Here is a 21,670-nt window from a genome sequence, read left to right on the forward strand (position 1 = left end):
GCGCACATCTTCTAGCACATGCTTTTCTGATGGCGAACTCCAAGGCAGGTTCCAATTTCATGCTTTAGAAAGTTGCACCAACCCTTTCCTCTCTAAAAAAGTCAAAAAAATTGTACTATCCCTTATCATCGTTTCATCTATTCTATTCTTACTATATTTGGATTGATATAGAAAGTCAAGATTTCACATTAGTAAACAGTGAAATCTTTCTCATATAATGAAAAGGTAACTCCCTCTAGTTGTTTTATACCTTGTAACACATATCCAGCTTTTTTATAAAATTGATTCAATACTTGATTATCCCTTACACAATCCAAACGAATATATCCATTTTCTAATGCATGGTTTTTATCCATCCATTGAAGGAGCCTGTAACCAATTTGTTGATGACGAAACTTTGGATGAACAGCCAATCGATGAATATAAAATGCATTGTCCTGTCTTTTTCCCCACAAAGCCATATCCCAGTCATTTTGTTTATTGGAATAATTAAAGGTTGCAACTAATTTATTCTGCTTGTCTTCTACAATATATGTCGTATTTGCTAATACACCAGCTCGAACTTCTGTAATTGCTTCTTTTTCTAGAAAATTCGTCCATTGACAAATCCCCTTTTGTTCCAAAATCACCGCGATATCATGAAGCATTTGAAAAATAGGATATATATCCTTTTCAGTCGCTTTTCTTACTATACTATTAGCAAATTGATTGGTTTTAAATGCAAATGACATCAGTCCTCCCCCATTCCCCAAAATCGTCCCTTATGTATGGTTGATTTTAATATGAAAATGTCCATCAACACAAATATTTACATGGGTACAACCTTTCCCTCTCATTACACAGGAAATATCTCCCATTAAATTTCATTGATTCACCCACTTATCTCAAATAAAAATAATCTATTGGAATTTTCCCCCTAGATGCTTATATAATAGAAAGAGAGAATTCTTTCGGAGGTGGAGCATTGAACCCCATAAATATTATTGAACAATTAAAGGGACGTAGACCTTCTTTTATTGGACAGGAGTCTTTTAAAAAATCTGCTGTATTAATTCCACTAATTGAGAAACAAAACCAAACACATGTGTTATTTGAAGTTCGCTCAATGAAATTACGAAGTCAGCCAGGTGATATTTGTTTTCCTGGAGGTAGACAAGATAAAGAGGATAAAGATGCTTTCCATTGTGCGATTCGTGAAACATCGGAAGAGCTCGGTATCCGACAATCCGACATCCATGATATCGTTCCCCTTGGTTGCCTGATGTCAAACATAAATAGCATGATCTATCCATTTGTTGGGAGAATTCCTCACGATAAACAACTTTACCCAAATAAATCAGAAGTAGCAGAAGTATTCACAGTCCCGTTAGCATATTTTTTACATGCAAAACCGAAAAAATATGAAGTGAATTTTGAAGTCATCCCTGAAGATAATTTTCCTTTTGAATTAATTATGGGGGGTAAAGATTATAAATGGCGGGCTCCTAAAATGGATGAGCTTTTTTATCAATATGATGGAAAAGTGATTTGGGGATTAACAGCAAAAATTATCAAACACTTTGTTGACATACTTCACAAACACCACCCTAACAGAATATAAATAAGATTAACCCGAGCACAATACAACTGCTCGGGTTTGATCAGTTTTGAACTATTTTGTCCCGTTGCCTTTCAAAATGTGCCTTCCTTAACAACCACTCATTTTACTTCATACGACTGAACCTTAATATCATGTGCTTCACCAAATTTCCCTAAAGCAGCATGATAAGTTGGCCCGACATAATCATTATAGGAAAAACCATAATGTATGGCTGTCGTTACAAATGATTTCGCTAATCGTACAGCTTCTTCAATAGGCTCGCCTTTTGCTAAGTAAGCGGCAATAGCTGCTGAATAACTACAACCAGCACCACTTGTATTCACTGTATCAATTCTTGGGGCCTCAAAAGTTGTAATTGTTTTCCCATCATACAATACATCTACTGCAGGGCCAGATAAACGACCACCTTTCACAAGAACATAGGTTGCTCCTAATGTATGTAAATCAACTGCCGCCAGTTTTAAATCATCCACATGTTTTAAAGGTCGATCATTTAATAAAACAGATGCTTCTGGCATATTCGGGGTAATGATTGTTGCATGTGGAATGAGTTTTTCTCGTAATACCTCAATCGCATCATCTGCTAGTAATTTCGAGTCTAACTTTCCAACCATAACCGGATCCACAACAATATGTTCGATGCCAGACTTAGCAATGAGCTCTGCCGAACGCTCTATCACTTCTGTTGAGAAAAGCATCCCTGTTTTTAGCGCATCTGCTCCAACTTGTTTCATCGCCGTATCGAATTGTGCTTCAATAGCCTCCATTGTCATCGGATGTACATTTTTATCTGTTTTAGGGTGTCTACCAACAATAGCTGTAACTACACTCATTCCATAAACATCTAACTCTTGAAATGTTTTTAAATCTGCTTGAATACCAGCACTTCCTCCCGAGGCTGACCCCGCAATTGTCATAACACGTGATGGATATTTCATTTTATAAAAACTCCTCTTCTTTTAAATATTAAAAAACAATAGCTAAAATAAACCAAAGAATCATTATAATTTGTATCATAAATTTGGCCAGAGTCCCACCTAGAAAACCAATTAATGAACCAATAGCCGCTTGAATGGCTTCTTGTACTGTACGACGTTGTACCAGTTCAACGACAACCACCGATAAAAATGGGACAATAAGAATACCAAATGGTGGAAAAAAAGAGCCAATAATTACACCAAGTGCCGCAATATTTTCTCCTAACTTACTCCCACCAAATCGTTTCACAAAATAACTATTGGCAATTAAATCAGCTAATAATAAAATAACAGTAAATACAATCATCGTTGTCCAGAATATCCAGCCTAATGCATCTCCATTTATTGTAAATTGATATACAAAGAATCCTATCCAGATAAATAAAGATGAAGGGATAATTGGAAAGATTAGCCCAAGAAAACTACCTATAAATAAAATAATAATGAGTATCCACAAATAAAAGTCAGCCATATTTCCTCCTTCCTACTTTCTACTCAATGAGATAGCGAACATTAATAATTTTATCATACGCTCCCGTTATGACAGGTTCAACTATGACGTTTGAGTAATTTAAAAAATAGGCAATAATATAGACATTTTCCCCTTTTATTCCCTACACTTAAAATATGTACCTATAATCCCCACAGGAGGAAAATATATGCTTATTAAAGGAATACATCATGTATCCGCTATTACAGCAAAAGCAAAAGAAAATTATGATTTTTATACCAATTTATTAGGGCTGCGACTTGTAAAAAAATCGGTTAATCAAGACGATCCAACTGTATATCATTTATTTTATGCAGATAAAATTGGGAACCCTGGAACAGATTTTACCTTTTTTGAAATACCTCATGCTGGAAGAACAATTCACGGGGTTTCAAGTATTTCAACCACATCCTTACGTGTCCCAAATGATACAGCTCTTACGTATTGGAAAAATCGTTTCCAGCAACACGGAATTGATCATGATAGCATTACCGAACAAGGAAATCGAAAAGTGATTCCCTTTCGTGATCCAGAAGGACAACGGCTCATCCTTATTTCTGACGAGAACAATACAGGTGTTTTAGGAGGAACACCGTGGGAGCATAGTCCGGTACCAGCGCAATATGCCATTATTGGACTTGGGCCAGTTACATTAACCGTCCATGATGCTACACCAACAGTAGCTATCCTAACCAATGTATTAACATTTAAAGAAGGAACAAACTACCCTTCTTCCCACTCCAAGCAAAAGGATATCCGGGTGTTTTCTACAGGTGAAGGTGGAGCCGGTGCAGAGGTACATCTAGAAGAACGAACAGACTTGCCCCGAGAAAGATTAGGTCGTGGTGGTGTTCACCATGTCGCATTTCGTGTAGAAGATGACACCGAATTGTTGAAATGGCATGCCCGACTACAAGAAGTACGTATACCTAATTCGGGTATTGTTGACAGATATTATTTTAAGGCATTATATTTTCGCGAACCAAATGGAATTTTGTTTGAATTATCTACAGATGGACCTGGATTTACAACAGATGAAGATGTTAACCATTTAGGAGAAACACTAGCACTACCACCATTTCTAGAAGATCGCCGGTCTGAAATTGAAGCAAAATTAACACCCCTGCATACAAAAAGAGACTAAAAGAATAAAATCCTTTGGATGGACATTTTAAACTGTCCCCTGTCAAGTAGACAGGTAAATAAAAGGTTTCGGCAAGAAGTTATTGCTGGAAACCTTTTGTTTTAAAATAACTTAGCAGCTAAATCGCTCCAGAAACCTACTTCGCTTTCCGCGGGCAACGCTTCAACTAACTTACTAAGTTTGCTTTGGCAAACTTAGTAAGTGGATTTTCAGCTGTTGCTTTTCCCGCAGGAGTCTTCGTAGGTTTCCTCCGCTGAGTCGAAAACACCTTATATTTGCTTATGCTGGTATACTTAATCCCATTTTTAACGTGACACGCTTTGAATCGTATCTGGCATACCTCGCCCTCGCCCATCAATAAGTCCAGCCGAACCATGTTCTTTATACTTTTGAACCCTTGAATAAATATTATTGTAAGAAACCTTTTGTTTTTTATGAATGCATAAAAATACTCCCATTAAAGTAGTTTTATTTTTAACTGTCTACTTTAAAGGGAGCGTATCATTTCCATTCAGAGGCTTTTTACAAGATTTCATTGCTATTCTTATTAGATTCTCTATTCCACTCATTTATTGGTGTTGGATCTACTTTATGTTCATAAGAATACGCTTTTGTTATTAAAACCAATGACATGATTAACACGATTACGACAATCGCAACCATTCCTATCACATATAAAGTCATTTCCCATTCTCCTTATAACTTTACTAATCTTCCAAGCGATAATTATACCATAGTTACTTTCTAATTGGACATGGAAACAAAAAAATTACAAGTTTAACAAGCACTAATATCGACAAGTTTAAAGTGAGTAATGAAAGTAGGTAATAAAAGGCTACCCTCCTGAATGAAGTTTCACTTTATTTGTTTCCTTTTGGTATTTTTATGGGATATACAAGGAATACGGACTATGATAGAGGATGTTTTCGTATACACAAGCTCTTAATACGAGAGACGACTATATACAGGTTAATTCTGAATAATCACGTTTTATTGCGTTTGAAAGAAATTTCCGAAAGTTATACCATAAAACTATGTCCGTGAAAAAAGGTTACTCGAGTACACTTTTTAGCAAACGAAGGAAGTAGATATCACGGTTTAAATACTATTGGGAGGTTCATTTGTGAAAAAAATAGTTTTAACGATTGGCTTTTTATTTGTCATGCTATTAGTTAGTGCATGTGGTTCAGAAGAAACAGATGGCTCTGGAGATAATTCTTTAGAGAATTTAAAGGAAAAAGGCAAGGTAACAGTTGGATTTGCTAATGAGAAACCATATGCCTATGAGGAAGACGGTGAATTAAAAGGAGCAGCTGTTGATATTGCAAAAGCTGTATTTAAAGAGCTCGGTATTGAAGATGTAGAAGGAAAACTTTCTGACTTCGGACAACTAGTTTCTGGTGTAAATGCAAGACAATTTGATGTCGTTACTGCTGGAATGGCAATCAATCCCGATCGCTGTGAAAACGTTGCATTTGGTGAACCTGAAATGCAATATGGAGAAGGACTTATTGTACAAAAAGGTAATCCACTAAATTTAAATAGTTATAAGGATATTGCTGATAATCCGGATGCTACCATATCCATTATGGAAGGTGCAACAGAACATGCTTTTGTGAAAGATGAGGGTGTAGACCCTGATCAAATTCAAAGTGCACCAGATATCCCAGCAACATTTGCTGCAGTTGAATCTGGTCGTGCAGATGCAACAACAGGAACAGAAGCTACCGTCCGTATGGCATTAGAATCAGCTAATCAGGAAGAGTTAGAATTTGTAGAAGACTTCGAGCAACCAGATGTGGATGGAGTACCAAGCTATGGTGCTGCAGCATTCCATCCAGATGATGTAGAATTACGTGAGGCTTATAACGAAGCATTGGCTAAATTAAAAGAAGATGGAACTGTTGCTGAAATTCTTGATAATAATTATTTCAACGGTGAAACAAACAGTGTTCCTGATGATATTACTACTGAAAAGATTTGTAGTGGTGAAATAAAATAAGAAGATAACTAAATGGGGACAGTCCCCTTGAAAAGGGCTGTCCCCATAAATAATTAGAAAGAGTGTGATTGGAATTAGTGCATTAATGGAAATTTTCCCAGTCTTACTAAAAGGAATCAATGTGACGCTAATCGTATTAGTACTCTCAGCGATATTAGCCTATTTGATCGCCTTTATTGCAGGATTTGGCCGATTATCAAATGTTTGGATCATCCGAAAATTTACAGGATTTTATATAGAAATCTTCCGAGGTACCTCTTTAATTGTGCAGCTCTTCTGGTTTTTCTATGCTATTCCGATGCTTTTCAATGTTAATCTTGGTAATGAATTAATGGCTGGTGTTCTCGCTATCTCTTTAAACTACGGGGCATATATGTCGGAAATTGTTCGAGGCTCCATTATTGCTGTTGACAAAGGGCAAACAGAGGCTGCCATTGCTTTAAATATGACACGCTTTCAACGAATGCGTTATGTCATTTTACCACAAGCAGTCCGTATGATGCTTCCAGAGTTTGGAAATTATCTCATTCAAATTTTAAAAGCAACGTCACTTGTTTCCCTGATTGGTATGACAGATATCTTATACCATGGAAACATCTTAAGAAGTACAAATCTGGCGATGGCTCCAACGATTTATCTACTCATTCTTGTATTTTACTTCATCCTTGCTTTACCATTGATTTTTCTTACACGTAAAATGGAAAGCATCTCGAAGAAAGGGGTTGCTCAATCATGAATTGGAAATGGGATATGTTTTTTGATGCCTTTCCGTTTGTTCTACAAGGATTGGGCATTACAGTCGCTCTAACCATCGCTTGTTATATATTTGCTGTTGTTTTCGGGTTTGTGTGGACGTTTTTAAAACGTATTCCTATTAAATCCGTTCATTGGCTTGTTTCATGGGTGATGGAATTTATCCGTTCTACCCCACCTCTTGTGCAGCTATTTTTTATCTATTATGCATTGCCAATGGTTCCAGTTATTGAAATATCGCTAAATGCATTTTTAAGTGCTGTTTTAGGACTTGGTTTACACTATAGTACCTATATTGCAGAAGTATATCGTTCTGGAATAGAAAGTATTCCTAAAGGACAATGGGAAGCATCGACAGCACTTAATTTTACAAGAAGACAAAAGTGGACAAAAATTATTTTGCCACAAGCAATCCCACCAACAATCCCAATGCTAGGAAATTACTTTATTATTATGTTTAAAGAAGTACCACTAGCATCTACGATAGGAGTAACTGGTATATTGCATATGGCGAACACGTATGGATCCCATCATTTTAGATATTTAGAAGCATTGACAATTGTTGCGATTATTTTCTTAGTACTAAGCTATCCAGCTGCAATTCTTGTTCGTAAATTAGAAGAGAAAATGAATCGTCGTTTTGATAAGAATGAGTTATTAGAGGAAAATAAAGGAGCTGTATCATAATGTCAGTGACAAAAGAAGTTTCTAAAATAAAACAAACACCCCAATCGGATAAAATAAAGCAAAAACCGATTGTTATGTATGAAGATGTGCATAAATCATTCGGTGATGTCGAGGTGCTAAAGGGTATTAATTTGCAAATAAAGCCAGGTGAAAAACTAGCTTTGATTGGACCGAGTGGTTCCGGTAAAACAACGATTATCCGGATGTTAATGACTTTAGAAGAACCAACAGAAGGTAATATTATTGTCGGTGATAATAATCTATGGAAAGTGAAAAAAGATGGTGAATTCAAACGTGCCAATGAAAAGCATCTCAGAAAAGTACGTGGTGAAATTGGAATGGTTTTTCAACACTTTAATCTTTTTCCACACATGACCATTTTGCAAAATTGTATGACAGGACCTGTCCAAGTTAAAAAGGAAAGTAAAGCTTCAGCACGCGAACGTTCGATTCAAATGCTAGAAAAAGTAGGATTAGGTGATAAATTAGATAACTATCCTAATCAATTATCCGGCGGACAAAAACAACGCGTTGCCATGGCTAGAGCTCTTGTTATGCGACCAAGAATTATGTTGTTTGATGAAGTAACATCTGCCTTGGACCCTGAACTAGTTGGAGAAGTTCTAGAAGTGATTCGTGATATCGCACAGGATGGAGAAATGGCAATGGTTTTAGTAACACATGAAATGGACTTCGCTCAAGAAATTGCTGATCGCATTGTCTTCCTGGAAGATGGTGTTATCGCAGAAGAAGGAACACCAACAGAAGTATTAGAGCAATCAACGAATGAACGTTTACAAAGCTTTCTACATCGTTTCCGTAGTAGTAATGGTAACTAAAAAGCTTCATGGATGTGTGCAGTCACATCCATGAAGCTTTCTTAATTTTGTTCAAAATCACATGTACTTCCCATTTTCACAAATAATTCGAACTTCACGTTCTAAATTAACATTAAATTTTTCCTTTACCGTCTTTTGAACAAAATGAATCAAATCAATATATTCTTGGCTTGTTGCTTTATTTTTATTTACAATAAAGCCGGCATGTTTTGTGGAAACTTCTGCACCACCAATCTGCGTTCCTTGTAAACCACTATCTTGAATTAATTTTCCCGCAAAATAACCAGGTGGCCGTTTGAAGACACTACCGCAAGATGGGTATTCGAGTGGTTGTTTCGATTCCCGCTTAAACGTTAAATCGTCCATCACTGTTTTAATTGCCTCATAATCCCCTGCTTCTAAGGAAAAGTTCGCTTCTAATACGATATATCCATTCGTAGGAATATTACTTGTACGATAAGATAAATCTAATTCATCAGCTGCTAATTTAAGCAGTTCTCCTTCCTTCGTTACAACTATAGCGTGCTCGAGAACATCTTTTATTTCACCACCATATGCTCCTGCATTCATATATAATGCACCACCAACAGACCCTGGAATACCACAGGCAAATTCAAGACCAGTTAGTTTAGCTTCTAAAGCTTTGCGTGAGGCATCAATAATTCTTGCCCCACTTTGGGCAACAAGTGATGTTTCATCTACATGAATATTATTTAGTCGTTTCAAATTCATCACAATACCACGGATACCGTCATCTTTAATAATCAAATTAGACCCATTACCTAATAAAGTAAAAGCTATGTTTTCTCGGTTCACTAACTTTACAATCTGTTGCACTTGTTCATACGACTCAGGTGTAACAAAATAATCCGCTTTTCCTCCTAAGCGTGTGTACATATGATTTTTTAAGTATTCATCTAACAAAATATCCTCTTTTGGAAGAATTTCAGCTAGCTTCTTATATAAATCATGATTCATCATGTGTCTCATCCCTTTAGATATACTTCTCAATAAATAATAAACCTATGTATTCCATTGTACGAAAAAAAAGACTTCCTTTCCACTAGTAATCCTTCCAATCATTATTTTGCCCTCAAGCGAATCAGTTTGGATCTTTCTTTTTAGTATATTGTTTTTTAGTGAAATCGTGTATGCCTATTTCATATAATATCTATATGTTTTCTTATTAATACCAACACAGTTTATAACAATTTACACATCGTATTCGGGACCAAGAACCAGGATTTTAAGGAAAATGGGCGTGATTAAGAACTAATCATGACCACGAACTGCAAAATTATAAAAAGTGGGCATAATTAAACGATAAGCATGACCATAAATTTGGACATCGCAGAATATGGGTACGAATATAAGCTATCCACAATCCCTCTTCGAACATATGCCCCACGATGCAGATGAATTTTCTAAAAGTTTTCGTGCATTTTAACTACCTATTTTTTTCCAAAAATACATTTTCAAAAAAACACTGTCCCGCATCATTCAAATGTTAAGGACAGTGTATCTTTCACTTAAATTTTCTTTTCTATTTTCGCATCTTTTTTTAAGCTTGCCAATTTCCCCTGTAATGCTTCTTGTTGTTTTTGTTGGGCAATTTGCTCTTTTAAAACACCTTTTACCTCACTAAATTCTGGAACTTCCTTTTTATCATCTTTTGTTAGTTCTTTATATAATTCTTTTGCATCTTCATCTGGAACTTCCTCAACAGGTAATTCCTTTGTCAAATATTCATTTAATACTAAGCTGTATTCCATCTGGTCTTTAAAAGCATCTTCTGTTAAATCGAATTCTTTTAGATAATCTGTTAATTGCTCTCCACTCTCTATTTTCAATTGTTCAAATTCAGAATCCAATTCTTCTTCGGTCACTTTAATTCCCTTTGATTCTGCCTCCTGTCTTAATAATTCATGTGCAATTAACTCCTCTAATGTTTGGTCTTTAACCACTTCTTTATCGTCTGTATCTTCTCCAAATTGATGTAGTTTCATTTTTGTTTGAATGTAAAAGGAGTTATAATACTGTCCAGTAATCTCATGTTCATTTACTTGTGCGACAATTTTATCATCAGCGACTTTTTCATCTTTTGTAATTTCGATACCCTCTTGTTTCTGTGCTTCCTTCTCGCTTTTATCTTTATCACCACAAGCAGTCATTGCCAATACTAAGAACACCAACAATCCTATATAAAAAATCCTTGTTTTTTTCATCATAAAATCCTCATTTCCTATATGTTATTACTATTCAACCATAGATAAAGTATAGAATCAAAAAATATCCTTTATATGATGTTCATTTTATAGAAATGGAAAACCTCCAAACAGATTTCTATTTGGAGGTTTTCTATATATTTTAAATAAAAGGGATAAAATTACTAAATTTATTATTTTTCAAGACTTTCGGCAATTTCATCTACCATCATTTCAACGGAAATAAGCCCGCCACCTGATAGATACCAGATTTCTGGGTTTAGATAAACAATCCGGTCATTTTTATATGCTTTTGTTTTTTCTACTAATTTATTTTCTACTACTTGTTTTGCAGAAGACTCTCCATCAACAACAGCACTGCGGTCAACTACATACAGAATATCTGGATCATTCTCAACAACATATTCAAATGAAACGCTCATACCATGTGTAGATGCTTCAATCTTTTCATCAACTGGTTTTACACCAAATACATCATGGATTAAACCAAATCTTGATTTTGGACCATATGCACTAATTTTATCATCATTGGATAAGATAACAAGTGCTTTTTCATCCATATCCTTGCTTTTTTCTTTTAATGTGACAATAGATTCTTCAATATCATTAATGGCTGTTTCTACTTCAGAAGTCTTGTCGAAGATTTCTCCGATTACTTCCATATTTTCTTTAAATGAATCCATATAGCGAGCTGGATCAACACCTAAATAAACAGTTGGAGCAATTTCACTTAATTCTTCATAGACTTCAGTTTGGCGACCAGTAATTAAGATTAATTCTGGAGCAATTTCAGCAATTTTTTCAAAGTCTGGTTCTTTTAAACTACCGATATTTGCATAATCTTCACTTGTATATTTGTCTAAGTATTTCGGAATATTACTACTTTGAGCAACACCTGCTACATCGACATCAAGTTTATCTAATGTATCTAATAAGCCATAATCAAACACAACAACATTCTTCGGATTCTTTTTCACTTCTGTTGTATCTAATTCATGTTCTACCTTAATTGTTTCAGTTGATTCTTCTTTTTCTTTGTCTGTACCTTTATTATCGTCAGATGCACTATCCTTATCTGTATCTCCACAAGCCACCATAAATAGCGCAAGTAATGTTATAAGTATAAATGTTAAAAACTTTTTCATTAATCTAACTCCTTTTTTTACTTTATTTTCTGTCACTAATGTTGCAAAGAGGTTTCTAATTTGGCATTATTTACGGAGTTCGCCATAAACCCTCCTTACAATTTAAATATTTTACTATCGAATGTATTTGATGTACAATTACTTATACAGATGTTTTCTTTGCAGGGGTGTACCTTACATTCTTGCAAAGCTTTTTTTATGTCTTTTATTTCTATTTTTTTATATAACATATTCCTTCTTGCTCCGTAAAAGCACATGCCGTCATACTCCATGCAGCATTAGTGATCAAAAATAAACACAAATTCTTTTATCATTGATTTCTTTGATATCAATATCCATTTCGTAAATTTCCTTTAATACACATGAATCAATCACATCACATGGTTGACCGTGTTTAACAACTTTCCCATCTTTTAATGCAACAATATTGTCAGAATAGCAAGATGCGAAATTAATATCATGGATGACAATAACGACCGTCTTCCCTAATTCTTCTACAAGTTGACGTAGTATTTTCATAATTTGGACAGAATGACGCATATCTAAGTTATTTAGTGGTTCATCAAGCATGATATATTCTGTATCTTGTGCAATAACCATCGCGATATGTGCTCTTTGTCGTTGACCACCACTTAATTCATCTAGATATTTATCTTGGATACTTTCTAACTCCATATATTCAATAGCCTCATCAACCTTTTCCCAATCTTCTTTTGTTAACTTTCCTTGAGAATATGGGAAACGTCCAAATGAAATAAGTTCTCGAATGGTTAACTTTAAATTAATCGAATTACTTTGTTTTAAAATGGAAATGGTTTTTGCTAAATCTTTGTTTTTAATTTTAGAAATATTATCTCCATCTATAGAAATCTCACCATTATCCTGAGCAATTAACCTCGTAATCATGGAAATCAATGTACTTTTTCCTGCACCATTCGGACCGATAAATGATGTGATTTTTCCCTTAGGAATGTTTAACGACACATCATCGATTACCTTTTTATTATTATACGATTTCGAAAGATGTTTTACTTTTACCATGATTTATTCTCCTTTAACAATAGATAAATGAAGTATATTCCACCAATGAAATTAATAATGACACTGATTGTTGTTTCAAACGTAAATATTTTCTCCACAATAAATTGTCCACCAATTAAAGCAATGATACTAATCAATGTAGACCCCATAATTAAGTACGCATGTCGATACGTTTTTAAAAATTCATGGGCTAAGTTAACAACTAGTAATCCCAAAAAGGTAATTGGGCCAATTAATGCCGTTGCAATTGAAATCATAATTGCTACGATTACTAGCAAATGCTTGACAACATGGTTATATGGAACACCAAGATTAATGGATAAATCTTTCCCTAATGCCAACACATCTAAGTACTTATAGTATCGAAAGAAATAAATCATAACCAAAATAAGCAAGATAATGGATAAATAAACTAAATCTGTATTGACATTATTGATACTGGCAAACATTTTATCTCGTGCAACCATGAATTCATTCGGATCAATTAATACTTGCATGAAGGATGATGCACTATTGAAAAATGTACCTAAAATCAAACCAATTAAAAGTAAAAAGTAAATATTACTGTCTTCACCACGGAATAATAACCGATATAACACTAATGAAAATAATATCATTGCGCCAATAGAGATTAAGTAGTTGACATTATTATTCATCATGACGAGTGAATTCGAACCAAAAAGATAGATCATAAATGTTTGTACGAGTAAATATAACGAATCAAGCCCCATAATACTGGGTGTTAAAATTCTATTATTCGCAATGGTCATGAAGACCGTCGTAGCAAAAGCAATGGCTCCACCTGTCAGTATAATGGCAAGAACTTTAATCAATCGACGCGGTAAAACATAATCAATATTTCCAGTTAAATCCCAAAAGACATATAGGAAGATAAGTGCAATGGCAATGACGAATAGGGTGATTGTTTTTTTCTTATAGTCCATATTTCTTTCTCCTTAGTAATAAATAGAGGAAGATTCCGCTACCAATCACTCCGACGGTTAAATTAATTGGTATTTCATATGGGTAAATAATGACCCTTCCGATAATGTCACATATTAAGACGAACACGGCACCAAGTGCTGCAGTATGTGCTAAACTCTTCTTCAAATGATCTCCTCGATAGATCGTAACGATATTCGGGATAATCAATCCTAAAAACGGAATCATGCCTACTGTTAACACAACGGAAGCCGTTACAAGTGCAACAATAATTAAACCGAGATTAACAACCTGCCTGTAATTCAACCCTAAGTTTTTTGCGAAATCTTCCCCCATTCCAGCAATGGTAAATTTATTTGCGAAGAAAAAGGCTAATGCTAGAATAGGGATGGTAATAAACATTAATTCGTAATTGCCACTCATAATCATGGAAAAATCGCCTAACATGAAAGAACTCATGTTTTGAATTAAATCATATTTATAAGCAAAAAATGTAGAAAGGGAACTAATAATATTCCCAAACATTAAACCAACCAATGGAATGAAAATCGTGTCTTTAAATTTAATTCTCTCTAAAATCTTCATAAAAATAAGAGTACCTAGTAAAGCAAATACAAAAGCAATGGACACTTTTTGTAAAGGACTTGCACTCGTAAATACAATAAGTGAGACAAGGATACCTAATCTGGCAGAGTCTAGTGTTCCAGCAGTTGTGGGTGATACAAAACGGTTCCTACTTAACTGCTGCATGATTAATCCTACGATACTCATGCTCATACCCGCAATTAGAATACTAATAAGTCGAGGGATTCTACTGGTCCACAAGATTTCCTTTTGATCAGCTGATAACGAGAAAATATCTAATGGGGATATATCGGATACCCCAATAAATAAAGATGCAATTGAAAAAATAATTAATGATGTGATTAAATAGCGTAGTTTCATAGAATTCCCCTAATTCCCGCATTAGTATTCAGATAATTTATAATTATTATTTGATTAAATTCTTTTTAAATAAGTGATAATGAGATTCATTCTCACTTGGTGAGCTAAATAAATTATATCATAGTCTATAGTTACGTCAATCATTTTCTTTTATTTTTTCAAGTTCAGTGATGATTATTTATCATAAAAAGATATTGGCCTTCATAAATGGAAATCCAAAAAAAATAAAGCCGGATGCCCCCGGCTTTATTTATCCTTTTCTTTTATTGTACACCCTTCATCCGTACAATAACTTGTTTCTGGATTTTCAGGTGTAAGTGTTTGTAATATTGGTTTTTCATTTTCTCGTTCCCAAACTTGTTGAAGCACATCAAGAAATACTTGTGAAGGTTGTGCACCTGATACGGCATATTTTTCATTAAATACAAAAAAAGGTACACCTTGAACACCTATTTCTCGTGCTAGTTCTTCCTCTTCTCGAACATACTTAGAATGCTTACAAGATGCTAACGTGTCTAATACTTCCCTGCGATTTAAGCCAACTTCATGAGCAAGCTCTTCTAAAGTATGATGGTCACTAATTAATTTTGCTTCTGTGAAAAAGGCATGAAATAAGCGTTCAGCCATTTCCTTTCCTTTTCCTTTTTTCTCTGCAAATTTAACTAAGCGGTGAGCATCAAATGTATTCGTGTTCTGGAGATTATCCATATCATACGTAAGGCCAACCTCTTTCGCTTGCTGTTTAACTTGTTCTATCATTTCTTTTGCCTTTTGCAAGCTCATTCCATACTTTCCAGCCAAGAGGGCCGCATAATTCTTTCCAGGAATATGTTTTGCTTGGGGATCTAGTTCGTAGCTTTTAAATTTAATAGTAACAGCATTTTTATGAGGAAAATCTTCTAATGCCTTTTCTAAACGACGTTTCCCAATAAAGCAAAACGGGCAAGAAAAGTCAGACCAAATTTCAATTTTCATTTTGTGCACCTCTTTTCTTTCATGTATTTTAGCATAGAGATGCCTAGTTTTATAATATTGTGCTTATAAAGGAAATCATTCCCTGATTTGATAACTTTACACTATTTATACAGTAGAAATTACTTTGTAAAACATGACCACTAAAAAAGCTAGAGAGTGCTCTCTAGCTTTTTTCCATTAATGATTTTCCCATAATTTCTACACGGTTTGTTTCTTTTAAATCTGTTAGTGTTTTAACACCGATTCCAAACATCGTAATTTTTAACTCTAATTCAATCTGTTCCATCACTTGTAGGACCGATTCAACAGATTCCGTAGCAGCTTCTAATAAAACCCGAGCAAATCCAATCATGTCTGCACCAATTGTGATTGCTTTTGCGGCATCATGACCTGTTTTCATTCCACCACTTGCAACCAAAGGAACATCCGGAAGATGACTACGGACAGAAACAAGACAATCCTTCGTTGGAATTCCCCACTGATTAAAACTTTCAGCAGCAGCCTTTCGTAATGGATCATTTGAACGGAGCTTTTCAACCTGACTCCATGATGTTCCACCGGCTCCCGCAACATCAATGTAAGAAATACCTACCTGGTGTAATTGTTTTGCTATATGACCATCAATCCCAAAACCAACCTCTTTCACACCAACAGGAACAGATACCTTTTTACATACTTCTTCTATTTTAGGTAATAAATTTTCAAAATTTACATCGCCTTCATCTTGAAAAATTTCTTGTAAACTATTTAAATGTAGTACAAGCGAGTCTGCCTCTGTCATTTCCACAATACGTTCTGCTTCTTCTGCCCCATAACCATAATTCAATTGAACAGCACCCAAATTGGCAATGAGTGGTGAGTTCGGAGCTTGTTTGCGAATGAGAAACGACTCTTGATGTGCTGTACTTTCTAATAATGCCCTCGTTGAACCTAGAGCAATTGCCCATCCTTTTTCTTCAGCAGCAATTGCTAGATTTTGATTGATTTTAGCTGCTAATTTAGAACCACCTGTCATTGAACTTACTAGAAAAGGAGCTTGGACTGTTTTTCCTAAAAAAGATGTTCTTAATGTAATATCATGAAAGTTAATTTCAGGTAGTGCATTATGAATAAAAGATATTCCTTCTAACCCTGTGGATTTATTAACACCTTCCACCTGATCTGTTAAACAAAGGCGAATATGCTCTGTTTTTCGTTTATTAATTCCCGATTCTGACATACTTTCACATCCTATGATTTTTTCAAATATACTTCTTGTAAAAATTCATTTTATCTATATCTTTCATATTAAATATAACTTCTTTAAGTACCTACATCATATCAAAAATTAACTGAAAGTGAAATTACAGAGATGTCAAAGTTATGAACCTTCCTCAACTGGTACAGGAACATTGTGAATAATTTCTTCCACCACCTCTTCTGGTGTTTTTTTAATCGTCCCTTCCATTGTCAAAATTAAACGATGGGGAAACACATATGGTACTAAAGATTTGATGTCATCAGGACGAATATATTTCCGATTTTCGATAAAAGCCTTTGCTTGAGCAGCACGCATAAGAGCCAATAAGCCACGAGGACTGATACCTAACTCTACATCTGGATGCTCCCTTGATGCATGAACGAGATTTAGTAAGTAATCAGAAACAACATCTGACAGTACTACTTCCTTTATTTCTTCCAGGAGTGAACGAATTTTATCCAACGAAAGTATTGGAATGATGTCATCATACGGATCATCCACACGATACGTCTGTAAAATACGTCTTTCTTCTTCTTTAGAGGGATAGCCTAAATCAATACGAAATAAAAATCTGTCTAGTTGTGCCTCTGGTAATGGGAATGTTCCGTAATTACTTTCTACTGGATTTTGTGTAGCTAGGACAATAAATGGTTTACTAATCCCCATTGTTTCTCCATCTACTGTTGTCTGATATTCTTCCATAACCTCTAATAAACTGGATTGCGTTTTTGGTGTGGCACGATTTATTTCATCTGCAAGCAGAACATTTGCCATTACTGGACCTTCTCGTAGTTCAAATTCTTGTGTTTTCGGATTAAAAAAACGAATTCCAGTTACATCACTAGGTAACACATCAGGAGTAAATTGAATCCGATTAAAGTCCCCATCGATGACTTTAGCGAAGCTTTTGGCTAATTTTGTTTTTCCAGTTCCAGGCACACTTTCTAATAAAACATGACCTTCTGCTAAAAGTGCGATAAATAGTAAGTCAACTACTTCTTCTTTGCCAAAAATTACGTTATTTAATGACTGTTTTGCATGTTGTATTTCTTCCAAGTTGATCCCCCCATTGTACTTATTTTCTTCCTTTTTCATTTACATTTGATGAGAACCTTGTTGGATTTTTCTTATCCATATATTTTTTAGGCAAACTTATTTACATTAACTATATCAAAAATCATTCAATTATAAACTGAAAATTATTAATTTAATAAATTTACTACTACCGATTCCTGTGAAAATATGTCATAATAACGATAGTTAGTGATTGACGCGAATGAAGGATGTGAAAGGTATGGAATGGCGTAAAGAGTTTGATTCAAATTATACCCATTATATTAACTTCCTCTTATATGCGATGACTTTTCTTCTCATCATCAGTATTTTTTCAAAGAAGATATATTTATTTGCGATTATTGGTTTATTTACGGCATATCTTTTACTAAGTAAATGGTATGATGCCGTATTAGCACGTAATTTATTTCTATATAATACTAAGAAGAATAATATTCGCCTATTTCAAGGTGAGCATGACGAAATCATGTTTCAATTTGAGAATCATGCAAGGATCCCTTTTTTAAATGGGGTATTCGAATTTCAAATAGGCTCTGAGATAGAAATAGATGGGCATAAAACGGAAGAAAAATTGAGGTCAGTTAAGGTTCCCTTTTCAATAACTGGAAAAGGAAAAACAACCTTAAAGTTACCAATCACTGCAATTAGAAGAGGGACAGTCACAATAACACGGATTTCCTATGAATTTCCACATTTATTTAATTTTAATATCGTTCGTTTACATTATTTACCTTATTATCATCAAGAAATCATTGTGTACCCTAAATTAAAACCGGTTCAGGGACTAGAAGAATTGACTCAAGTACAAGATGGTAATCAGCGTACGTATTATTCTCCATTTGAAGATATCTTAAGTCCAATTGGAACTAGAAATTATGAATTTAGTGATTCCTTTCAACGAATTAATTGGAAAGCTACTGCTAAAACACAACAACTACAAACGAATGTTTACGACAAGGTAGTAGAACATTCCTTCTTGTTTATTGTAAATTTGCAATCAAAGTGTCGTTGGGATTCTATGAAAACAAGTCAATATCAAGAAGATATACTTTCCTATACTGCATATTTATGTCACCATGCAACAAAAGAAGGGCATCTCTATGAAATCTATATGAATGATAGGAGACTTGGAAAAGCTAATTACGCTCATTTACCTGAAGGAGAAGGAAAACCTCATTATGCTCATTCACTCGAAATGCTAGCTAGAGTTCGGAAGTATACACTTATTTATCCATTTGATCATATGATCTACCAAGTGGGACAACGCTTAGGAAAGCCACGAACAGTTATTATTGTTGGCGACATACAACCAAAGGATAGAAAGATGTTGTATTTATGGAGTAAACAACACCATATCTTTTACACACATATGACAACAGATGGAGCCTTTATCAACCTCTGGAACAAAGGGGTGATAGGTCATGCAGAATAAACAACTAACCATTACGTATGGATACTACTTTTATAGTGAAGCTATCATTAGCTTTCTAATCATCTTGCCAATCATAAATACCTTTTATCAATGGAAACCATATCTACTTTATTTAGCATTAGCAATCGTTATAACGGTTCTATTCTCCCTTATCCATATGAGAACAAAGCGATACGCCATTTTCATGATTGCAGGTGTAGGTATTCTAGTATTATTTTCCTTATGTGGCTTTCCTTTCGCATTATCTTTCCTTTTCACTGTTCTATTAACTTGGAGGTATATTCATATACAGAATAAAAAAGATATTGAGCGTGACCGATTATATGTAAAACTAATCCTGTTATTAAGCATTTTCCATATACTAGTTTACGCGGAAAATATTGTTCTTATTTTTCCTTTTTTGCAATTATTACTTGGTATTACGGTTCAGATGATTAGAGATCTCATAACAGTAGAAAAGAAAGATAGAAAACGGATAGACTTTCGTATCTGGATATATATTCTGTTAACTTTTGTAATTGGTGCTGGGGGATTGTTATTTGTTTCTAACTATATAAAAACAGCTTTTCAGACAATCTGGTGGATACTCAGTTCCATTATCGCGTTTATTCTTAGCTTACCATTGTACTTACTAGAATTTTTAAATTTTGATTATCATACGGATTATGAACCACCAGAAAATCAGCAAATAAAAGAAGAAAGGATGAACGAGCAACAACCGGCCATGGATTCATCTATTATTGAAAATAATGTGGATTTTTTTTATTGGATTATTGCTATCCTAGCCTTCATAGCAGTCACCTTACTGATCGTTCGCCATTTTAAAAAGAAGCTCCCTGATCGACCTGAGTATGTTTCCCATCATAATATTACTTATGAACATTTACTAGATAAGCAGAAAAACAGGAAAGGGGTGTTTTTCTCAAAACGATATTTCCATGCCCCAAATCATCCTATCCGGAAATTAGTACATCAATTTGAAAAACGAGCAGCAAAAAGCGGAAAAGAAAGAAAGCCATTTGAAACATTAGAAGAATGGCTAACACGAATCGGCTTTACAACATATTTAAATACTTACCAAAAGGTACGCTACGGAAATGAAACGGTAACCGAAATAGAAAAAAGACAATTAAAAAACCAACTAAAAAAGATGTCCGCGCAAATAGAAAATGACAATAAGCCAAAATAACACCCCTCTCTCATAGAGTGTTACTTTGGCTTATTTCTTAAAATGATAATCTCCCCTAACTTTGGAACATATAATTTATCCTTATTTATTTCACGACGTTGCCATTCCGTATACAATCGGTCCAATGCTTCTTTCGGTGTATCATCTGCTAACATAAATGCCCCATAATGTGTTGGAATCATGTACTTTGCCTCTGTATCAATAAATGCTTGCACCGCTTCTTCTGGACTAACATGTTGCAAGTGCATAAACCACTCTGGTTCATAAGCACCAATTGGCATCAATGCATAATCAAGCTGAAAACGCGTTCCGATTTCTGAAAACCCTCTAAAATAGCCACTATCTCCTGAAAAATAAATAGATGGACTGTTTTTTCCTTCGATCACCCAACCACCCCAATGAGAGGTATTCGTGTCGAATAGGGTACGCTTTGTCCAATGTTGTGCTGGAACAAAGGTAAATTCCAAACCTTTTGTTTTCCATGTCCCCCACCAATTAAATTCGGCAACATGTTGTATGCCCCTTCTCAAAAACCATTTCCCTAAACCAACTGGAACAAGATAAAGTGGATTACCAGGCAGTTTTTTTATTGTTCTGGCATGTAAGTGATCATAATGGCTATGTGAAATTAATACAATATCAATTGGAGGCATTTCATGAAGAGGTAAACCTGGTGGAGATAGTCGTTTATATGTAAATAAATGATTTGCCCAAACAGGATCTGTAATGATATTTATCCCTTTTAATTGAATGAGAAATGTACAATGTCCAACCCATGTGATGGTTGGTTCGTTTCGATTCTGATTTAAATAAGACATATTCGGTTGCTCTACATGTGGAACTTGAAAAGATAAATCCTTCTGTTTTTTCATCCGTTCTTTATACCATAATAAAAGGTTTTTCCACGAATTATTCATTTGAACTTGATTTAGATTTTGATAACGTGTTCGTTTCATATATGATCAATCCC

The 21,670-nt window shown here is 34.7% G+C and carries 22 protein-coding genes and 1 other annotated feature (1 of these 23 only partly in view); of the genes, 8 read left to right on the top strand and 14 right to left on the bottom strand.

The window, feature by feature from the left end; translation table 11 throughout:
* Positions 1-138, bottom strand: a binding site (T-box leader) (it extends 99 nt beyond the left edge of the window).
* A 50-nt stretch (positions 139-188) separates the two neighbouring features.
* Entirely contained in the window at positions 189-731 is a 543-nt protein-coding gene (locus tag FHP05_RS12700; protein WP_147668803.1) for a GNAT family N-acetyltransferase, read from the bottom strand.
* Positions 732-964: 233 nt separating this feature from the next.
* Between FHP05_RS12700 and FHP05_RS12705 the strand changes: the two genes are divergently transcribed.
* Entirely contained in the window at positions 965-1,600 is a 636-nt protein-coding gene (locus tag FHP05_RS12705; protein ID WP_147668805.1) for an NUDIX hydrolase, read from the top strand.
* Between the two features lie 98 nt (positions 1,601-1,698).
* On the opposite strand, the gene thiD is transcribed toward FHP05_RS12705, so the two are convergent.
* Together thiD and FHP05_RS12715 are read right to left on the bottom strand one after the other, a co-directional pair.
* Positions 1,699-2,538, bottom strand: coding sequence for a bifunctional hydroxymethylpyrimidine kinase/phosphomethylpyrimidine kinase (gene thiD / locus FHP05_RS12710; protein WP_147668807.1), 840 nt, complete (start codon positions 2,536-2,538; stop codon positions 1,699-1,701).
* Between the two features lie 28 nt (positions 2,539-2,566).
* Complete coding sequence (locus tag FHP05_RS12715) at positions 2,567-3,049, bottom strand: DUF456 domain-containing protein (RefSeq protein ID WP_147668809.1); 483 nt, start codon at positions 3,047-3,049, stop codon at positions 2,567-2,569.
* Between the two features lie 187 nt (positions 3,050-3,236).
* Here FHP05_RS12715 and FHP05_RS12720 point away from each other — a divergent pair, with 187 nt between their 5' ends.
* A complete protein-coding gene (locus FHP05_RS12720) occupies positions 3,237-4,211 on the top strand; it encodes a ring-cleaving dioxygenase (RefSeq protein ID WP_147668811.1) in 975 nt (324 codons plus the stop codon).
* Between the two features lie 522 nt (positions 4,212-4,733).
* Here FHP05_RS12720 and ytzI read toward each other — a convergent pair.
* The gene (ytzI, locus tag FHP05_RS12725; protein WP_147668813.1) at positions 4,734-4,895 is read right to left on the bottom strand and encodes a YtzI protein; all 162 of its coding nucleotides are present in this window, start codon (positions 4,893-4,895) and stop codon (positions 4,734-4,736) included.
* A 439-nt stretch (positions 4,896-5,334) separates the two neighbouring features.
* Here ytzI and ehuB point away from each other — a divergent pair, with 439 nt between their 5' ends.
* The 4 genes from ehuB (at position 5,335) to ehuA (ending at position 8,492) form a co-directional block, all read left to right on the top strand.
* The gene (gene ehuB, locus FHP05_RS12730) at positions 5,335-6,213 is read left to right on the top strand and encodes an ectoine/hydroxyectoine ABC transporter substrate-binding protein EhuB (RefSeq protein ID WP_147668815.1); all 879 of its coding nucleotides are present in this window, start codon (positions 5,335-5,337) and stop codon (positions 6,211-6,213) included.
* 85 nt (positions 6,214-6,298) lie between these two features.
* Complete coding sequence (gene ehuC / locus FHP05_RS12735; protein WP_147668817.1) at positions 6,299-6,949, top strand: ectoine/hydroxyectoine ABC transporter permease subunit EhuC; 651 nt, start codon at positions 6,299-6,301, stop codon at positions 6,947-6,949.
* Positions 6,946-7,653, top strand: a complete 708-nt coding sequence (gene ehuD / locus FHP05_RS12740) for an ectoine/hydroxyectoine ABC transporter permease subunit EhuD (protein ID WP_147668819.1) — start codon at positions 6,946-6,948, stop codon at positions 7,651-7,653. The genes ehuC and ehuD overlap by 4 nt, the downstream gene beginning before the upstream one ends.
* 74 nt (positions 7,654-7,727) lie before the next feature.
* Positions 7,728-8,492, top strand: coding sequence for an ectoine/hydroxyectoine ABC transporter ATP-binding protein EhuA (gene ehuA, locus FHP05_RS12745; protein ID WP_330998094.1), 765 nt, complete (start codon positions 7,728-7,730; stop codon positions 8,490-8,492).
* Between the two features lie 57 nt (positions 8,493-8,549).
* Here the strand turns inward: ehuA and murB are convergent, their stop codons facing one another.
* From murB to FHP05_RS12790, 9 genes are all read right to left on the bottom strand, one after another.
* On the bottom strand, positions 8,550-9,470 hold the full coding sequence (murB, locus tag FHP05_RS12750) for a UDP-N-acetylmuramate dehydrogenase (RefSeq protein ID WP_407923440.1): 921 nt from the start codon (positions 9,468-9,470) through the stop codon (positions 8,550-8,552).
* Between the two features lie 551 nt (positions 9,471-10,021).
* Positions 10,022-10,717, bottom strand: a complete 696-nt coding sequence (locus FHP05_RS12755; RefSeq protein WP_191126347.1) for a SurA N-terminal domain-containing protein — start codon at positions 10,715-10,717, stop codon at positions 10,022-10,024.
* Positions 10,718-10,890: 173 nt separating this feature from the next.
* The gene (locus FHP05_RS12760; RefSeq protein WP_147668827.1) at positions 10,891-11,862 is read right to left on the bottom strand and encodes a siderophore ABC transporter substrate-binding protein; all 972 of its coding nucleotides are present in this window, start codon (positions 11,860-11,862) and stop codon (positions 10,891-10,893) included.
* A 285-nt stretch (positions 11,863-12,147) separates the two neighbouring features.
* On the bottom strand, positions 12,148-12,903 hold the full coding sequence (locus FHP05_RS12765; RefSeq protein ID WP_147668829.1) for an iron ABC transporter ATP-binding protein: 756 nt from the start codon (positions 12,901-12,903) through the stop codon (positions 12,148-12,150).
* Positions 12,897-13,847, bottom strand: coding sequence for an iron chelate uptake ABC transporter family permease subunit (locus tag FHP05_RS12770; protein WP_147668832.1), 951 nt, complete (start codon positions 13,845-13,847; stop codon positions 12,897-12,899). Before FHP05_RS12770 ends, FHP05_RS12765 begins: the two co-directional genes overlap by 7 nt.
* Positions 13,837-14,790 (bottom strand): ABC transporter permease, encoded by a 954-nt coding sequence (locus tag FHP05_RS12775; RefSeq protein WP_147668835.1) that lies wholly within the window; start codon positions 14,788-14,790, stop codon positions 13,837-13,839. The genes FHP05_RS12770 and FHP05_RS12775 overlap by 11 nt, the downstream gene beginning before the upstream one ends.
* 246 nt (positions 14,791-15,036) lie before the next feature.
* Positions 15,037-15,765 (bottom strand): DsbA family oxidoreductase, encoded by a 729-nt coding sequence (locus tag FHP05_RS12780; protein ID WP_147668838.1) that lies wholly within the window; start codon positions 15,763-15,765, stop codon positions 15,037-15,039.
* Between the two features lie 163 nt (positions 15,766-15,928).
* Positions 15,929-16,984, bottom strand: coding sequence for a type 2 isopentenyl-diphosphate Delta-isomerase (gene fni / locus FHP05_RS12785; RefSeq protein WP_147668841.1), 1,056 nt, complete (start codon positions 16,982-16,984; stop codon positions 15,929-15,931).
* Between the two features lie 141 nt (positions 16,985-17,125).
* Positions 17,126-18,061 (bottom strand): AAA family ATPase, encoded by a 936-nt coding sequence (locus FHP05_RS12790; RefSeq protein WP_230974004.1) that lies wholly within the window; start codon positions 18,059-18,061, stop codon positions 17,126-17,128.
* 238 nt (positions 18,062-18,299) lie between these two features.
* Between FHP05_RS12790 and FHP05_RS12795 the strand changes: the two genes are divergently transcribed.
* Together FHP05_RS12795 and FHP05_RS12800 are read left to right on the top strand one after the other, a co-directional pair.
* On the top strand, positions 18,300-19,511 hold the full coding sequence (locus FHP05_RS12795; protein WP_191126348.1) for a DUF58 domain-containing protein: 1,212 nt from the start codon (positions 18,300-18,302) through the stop codon (positions 19,509-19,511).
* Positions 19,501-20,700: a DUF4129 domain-containing protein gene (locus FHP05_RS12800; RefSeq protein WP_147668850.1), complete on the top strand. Its 1,200-nt coding sequence runs from the start codon at positions 19,501-19,503 to the stop codon at positions 20,698-20,700. Before FHP05_RS12795 ends, FHP05_RS12800 begins: the two co-directional genes overlap by 11 nt.
* Before the next feature lie 20 nt (positions 20,701-20,720).
* Here the strand turns inward: FHP05_RS12800 and FHP05_RS12805 are convergent, their stop codons facing one another.
* Positions 20,721-21,656 carry an MBL fold metallo-hydrolase gene (locus FHP05_RS12805; protein WP_147668853.1) on the bottom strand — a complete coding sequence of 312 codons (936 nt, stop codon included), beginning with the start codon at positions 21,654-21,656 and terminating at the stop codon, positions 20,721-20,723.
* Positions 21,657-21,670 lie beyond the last annotated feature (14 nt).

The organism is Cerasibacillus terrae (assembly GCF_008039555.1).
GTDB classification, from domain to species: domain Bacteria; phylum Bacillota; class Bacilli; order Bacillales; family Amphibacillaceae; genus Cerasibacillus; species Cerasibacillus terrae.

Bases quoted from the DNA above. Each gene is read 5' to 3' on its own strand.
- FHP05_RS12775 (WP_147668835.1), bottom strand. From the start codon at position 14,790: ATGAAACTACGCTATTTAATCACATCATTAATTATTTTTTCAATTGCA.
- FHP05_RS12720 (WP_147668811.1), top strand. From the start codon at position 3,237: ATGCTTATTAAAGGAATACATCATGTATCCGCTATTACAGCAAAAGCA.
- FHP05_RS12800 (WP_147668850.1), top strand. From the start codon at position 19,501: ATGCAGAATAAACAACTAACCATTACGTATGGATACTACTTTTATAGT.
- FHP05_RS12715 (WP_147668809.1), bottom strand. From the start codon at position 3,049: ATGGCTGACTTTTATTTGTGGATACTCATTATTATTTTATTTATAGGT.
- FHP05_RS12755 (WP_191126347.1), bottom strand. From the start codon at position 10,717: ATGAAAAAAACAAGGATTTTTTATATAGGATTGTTGGTGTTCTTAGTA.
- FHP05_RS12795 (WP_191126348.1), top strand. From the start codon at position 18,300: ATGGAATGGCGTAAAGAGTTTGATTCAAATTATACCCATTATATTAAC.
- thiD (WP_147668807.1), bottom strand. From the start codon at position 2,538: ATGAAATATCCATCACGTGTTATGACAATTGCGGGGTCAGCCTCGGGA.
- FHP05_RS12805 (WP_147668853.1), bottom strand. From the start codon at position 21,656: ATGAAACGAACACGTTATCAAAATCTAAATCAAGTTCAAATGAATAAT.
- murB (WP_407923440.1), bottom strand. From the start codon at position 9,470: ATGAATCATGATTTATATAAGAAGCTAGCTGAAATTCTTCCAAAAGAG.
- FHP05_RS12765 (WP_147668829.1), bottom strand. From the start codon at position 12,903: ATGGTAAAAGTAAAACATCTTTCGAAATCGTATAATAATAAAAAGGTA.
- ehuA (WP_330998094.1), top strand. From the start codon at position 7,728: ATGTATGAAGATGTGCATAAATCATTCGGTGATGTCGAGGTGCTAAAG.
- ehuD (WP_147668819.1), top strand. From the start codon at position 6,946: ATGAATTGGAAATGGGATATGTTTTTTGATGCCTTTCCGTTTGTTCTA.
- FHP05_RS12780 (WP_147668838.1), bottom strand. From the start codon at position 15,765: ATGAAAATTGAAATTTGGTCTGACTTTTCTTGCCCGTTTTGCTTTATT.
- fni (WP_147668841.1), bottom strand. From the start codon at position 16,984: ATGTCAGAATCGGGAATTAATAAACGAAAAACAGAGCATATTCGCCTT.
- FHP05_RS12700 (WP_147668803.1), bottom strand. From the start codon at position 731: ATGTCATTTGCATTTAAAACCAATCAATTTGCTAATAGTATAGTAAGA.
- ytzI (WP_147668813.1), bottom strand. From the start codon at position 4,895: ATGACTTTATATGTGATAGGAATGGTTGCGATTGTCGTAATCGTGTTA.
- FHP05_RS12760 (WP_147668827.1), bottom strand. From the start codon at position 11,862: ATGAAAAAGTTTTTAACATTTATACTTATAACATTACTTGCGCTATTT.
- FHP05_RS12770 (WP_147668832.1), bottom strand. From the start codon at position 13,847: ATGGACTATAAGAAAAAAACAATCACCCTATTCGTCATTGCCATTGCA.
- ehuC (WP_147668817.1), top strand. From the start codon at position 6,299: ATGGAAATTTTCCCAGTCTTACTAAAAGGAATCAATGTGACGCTAATC.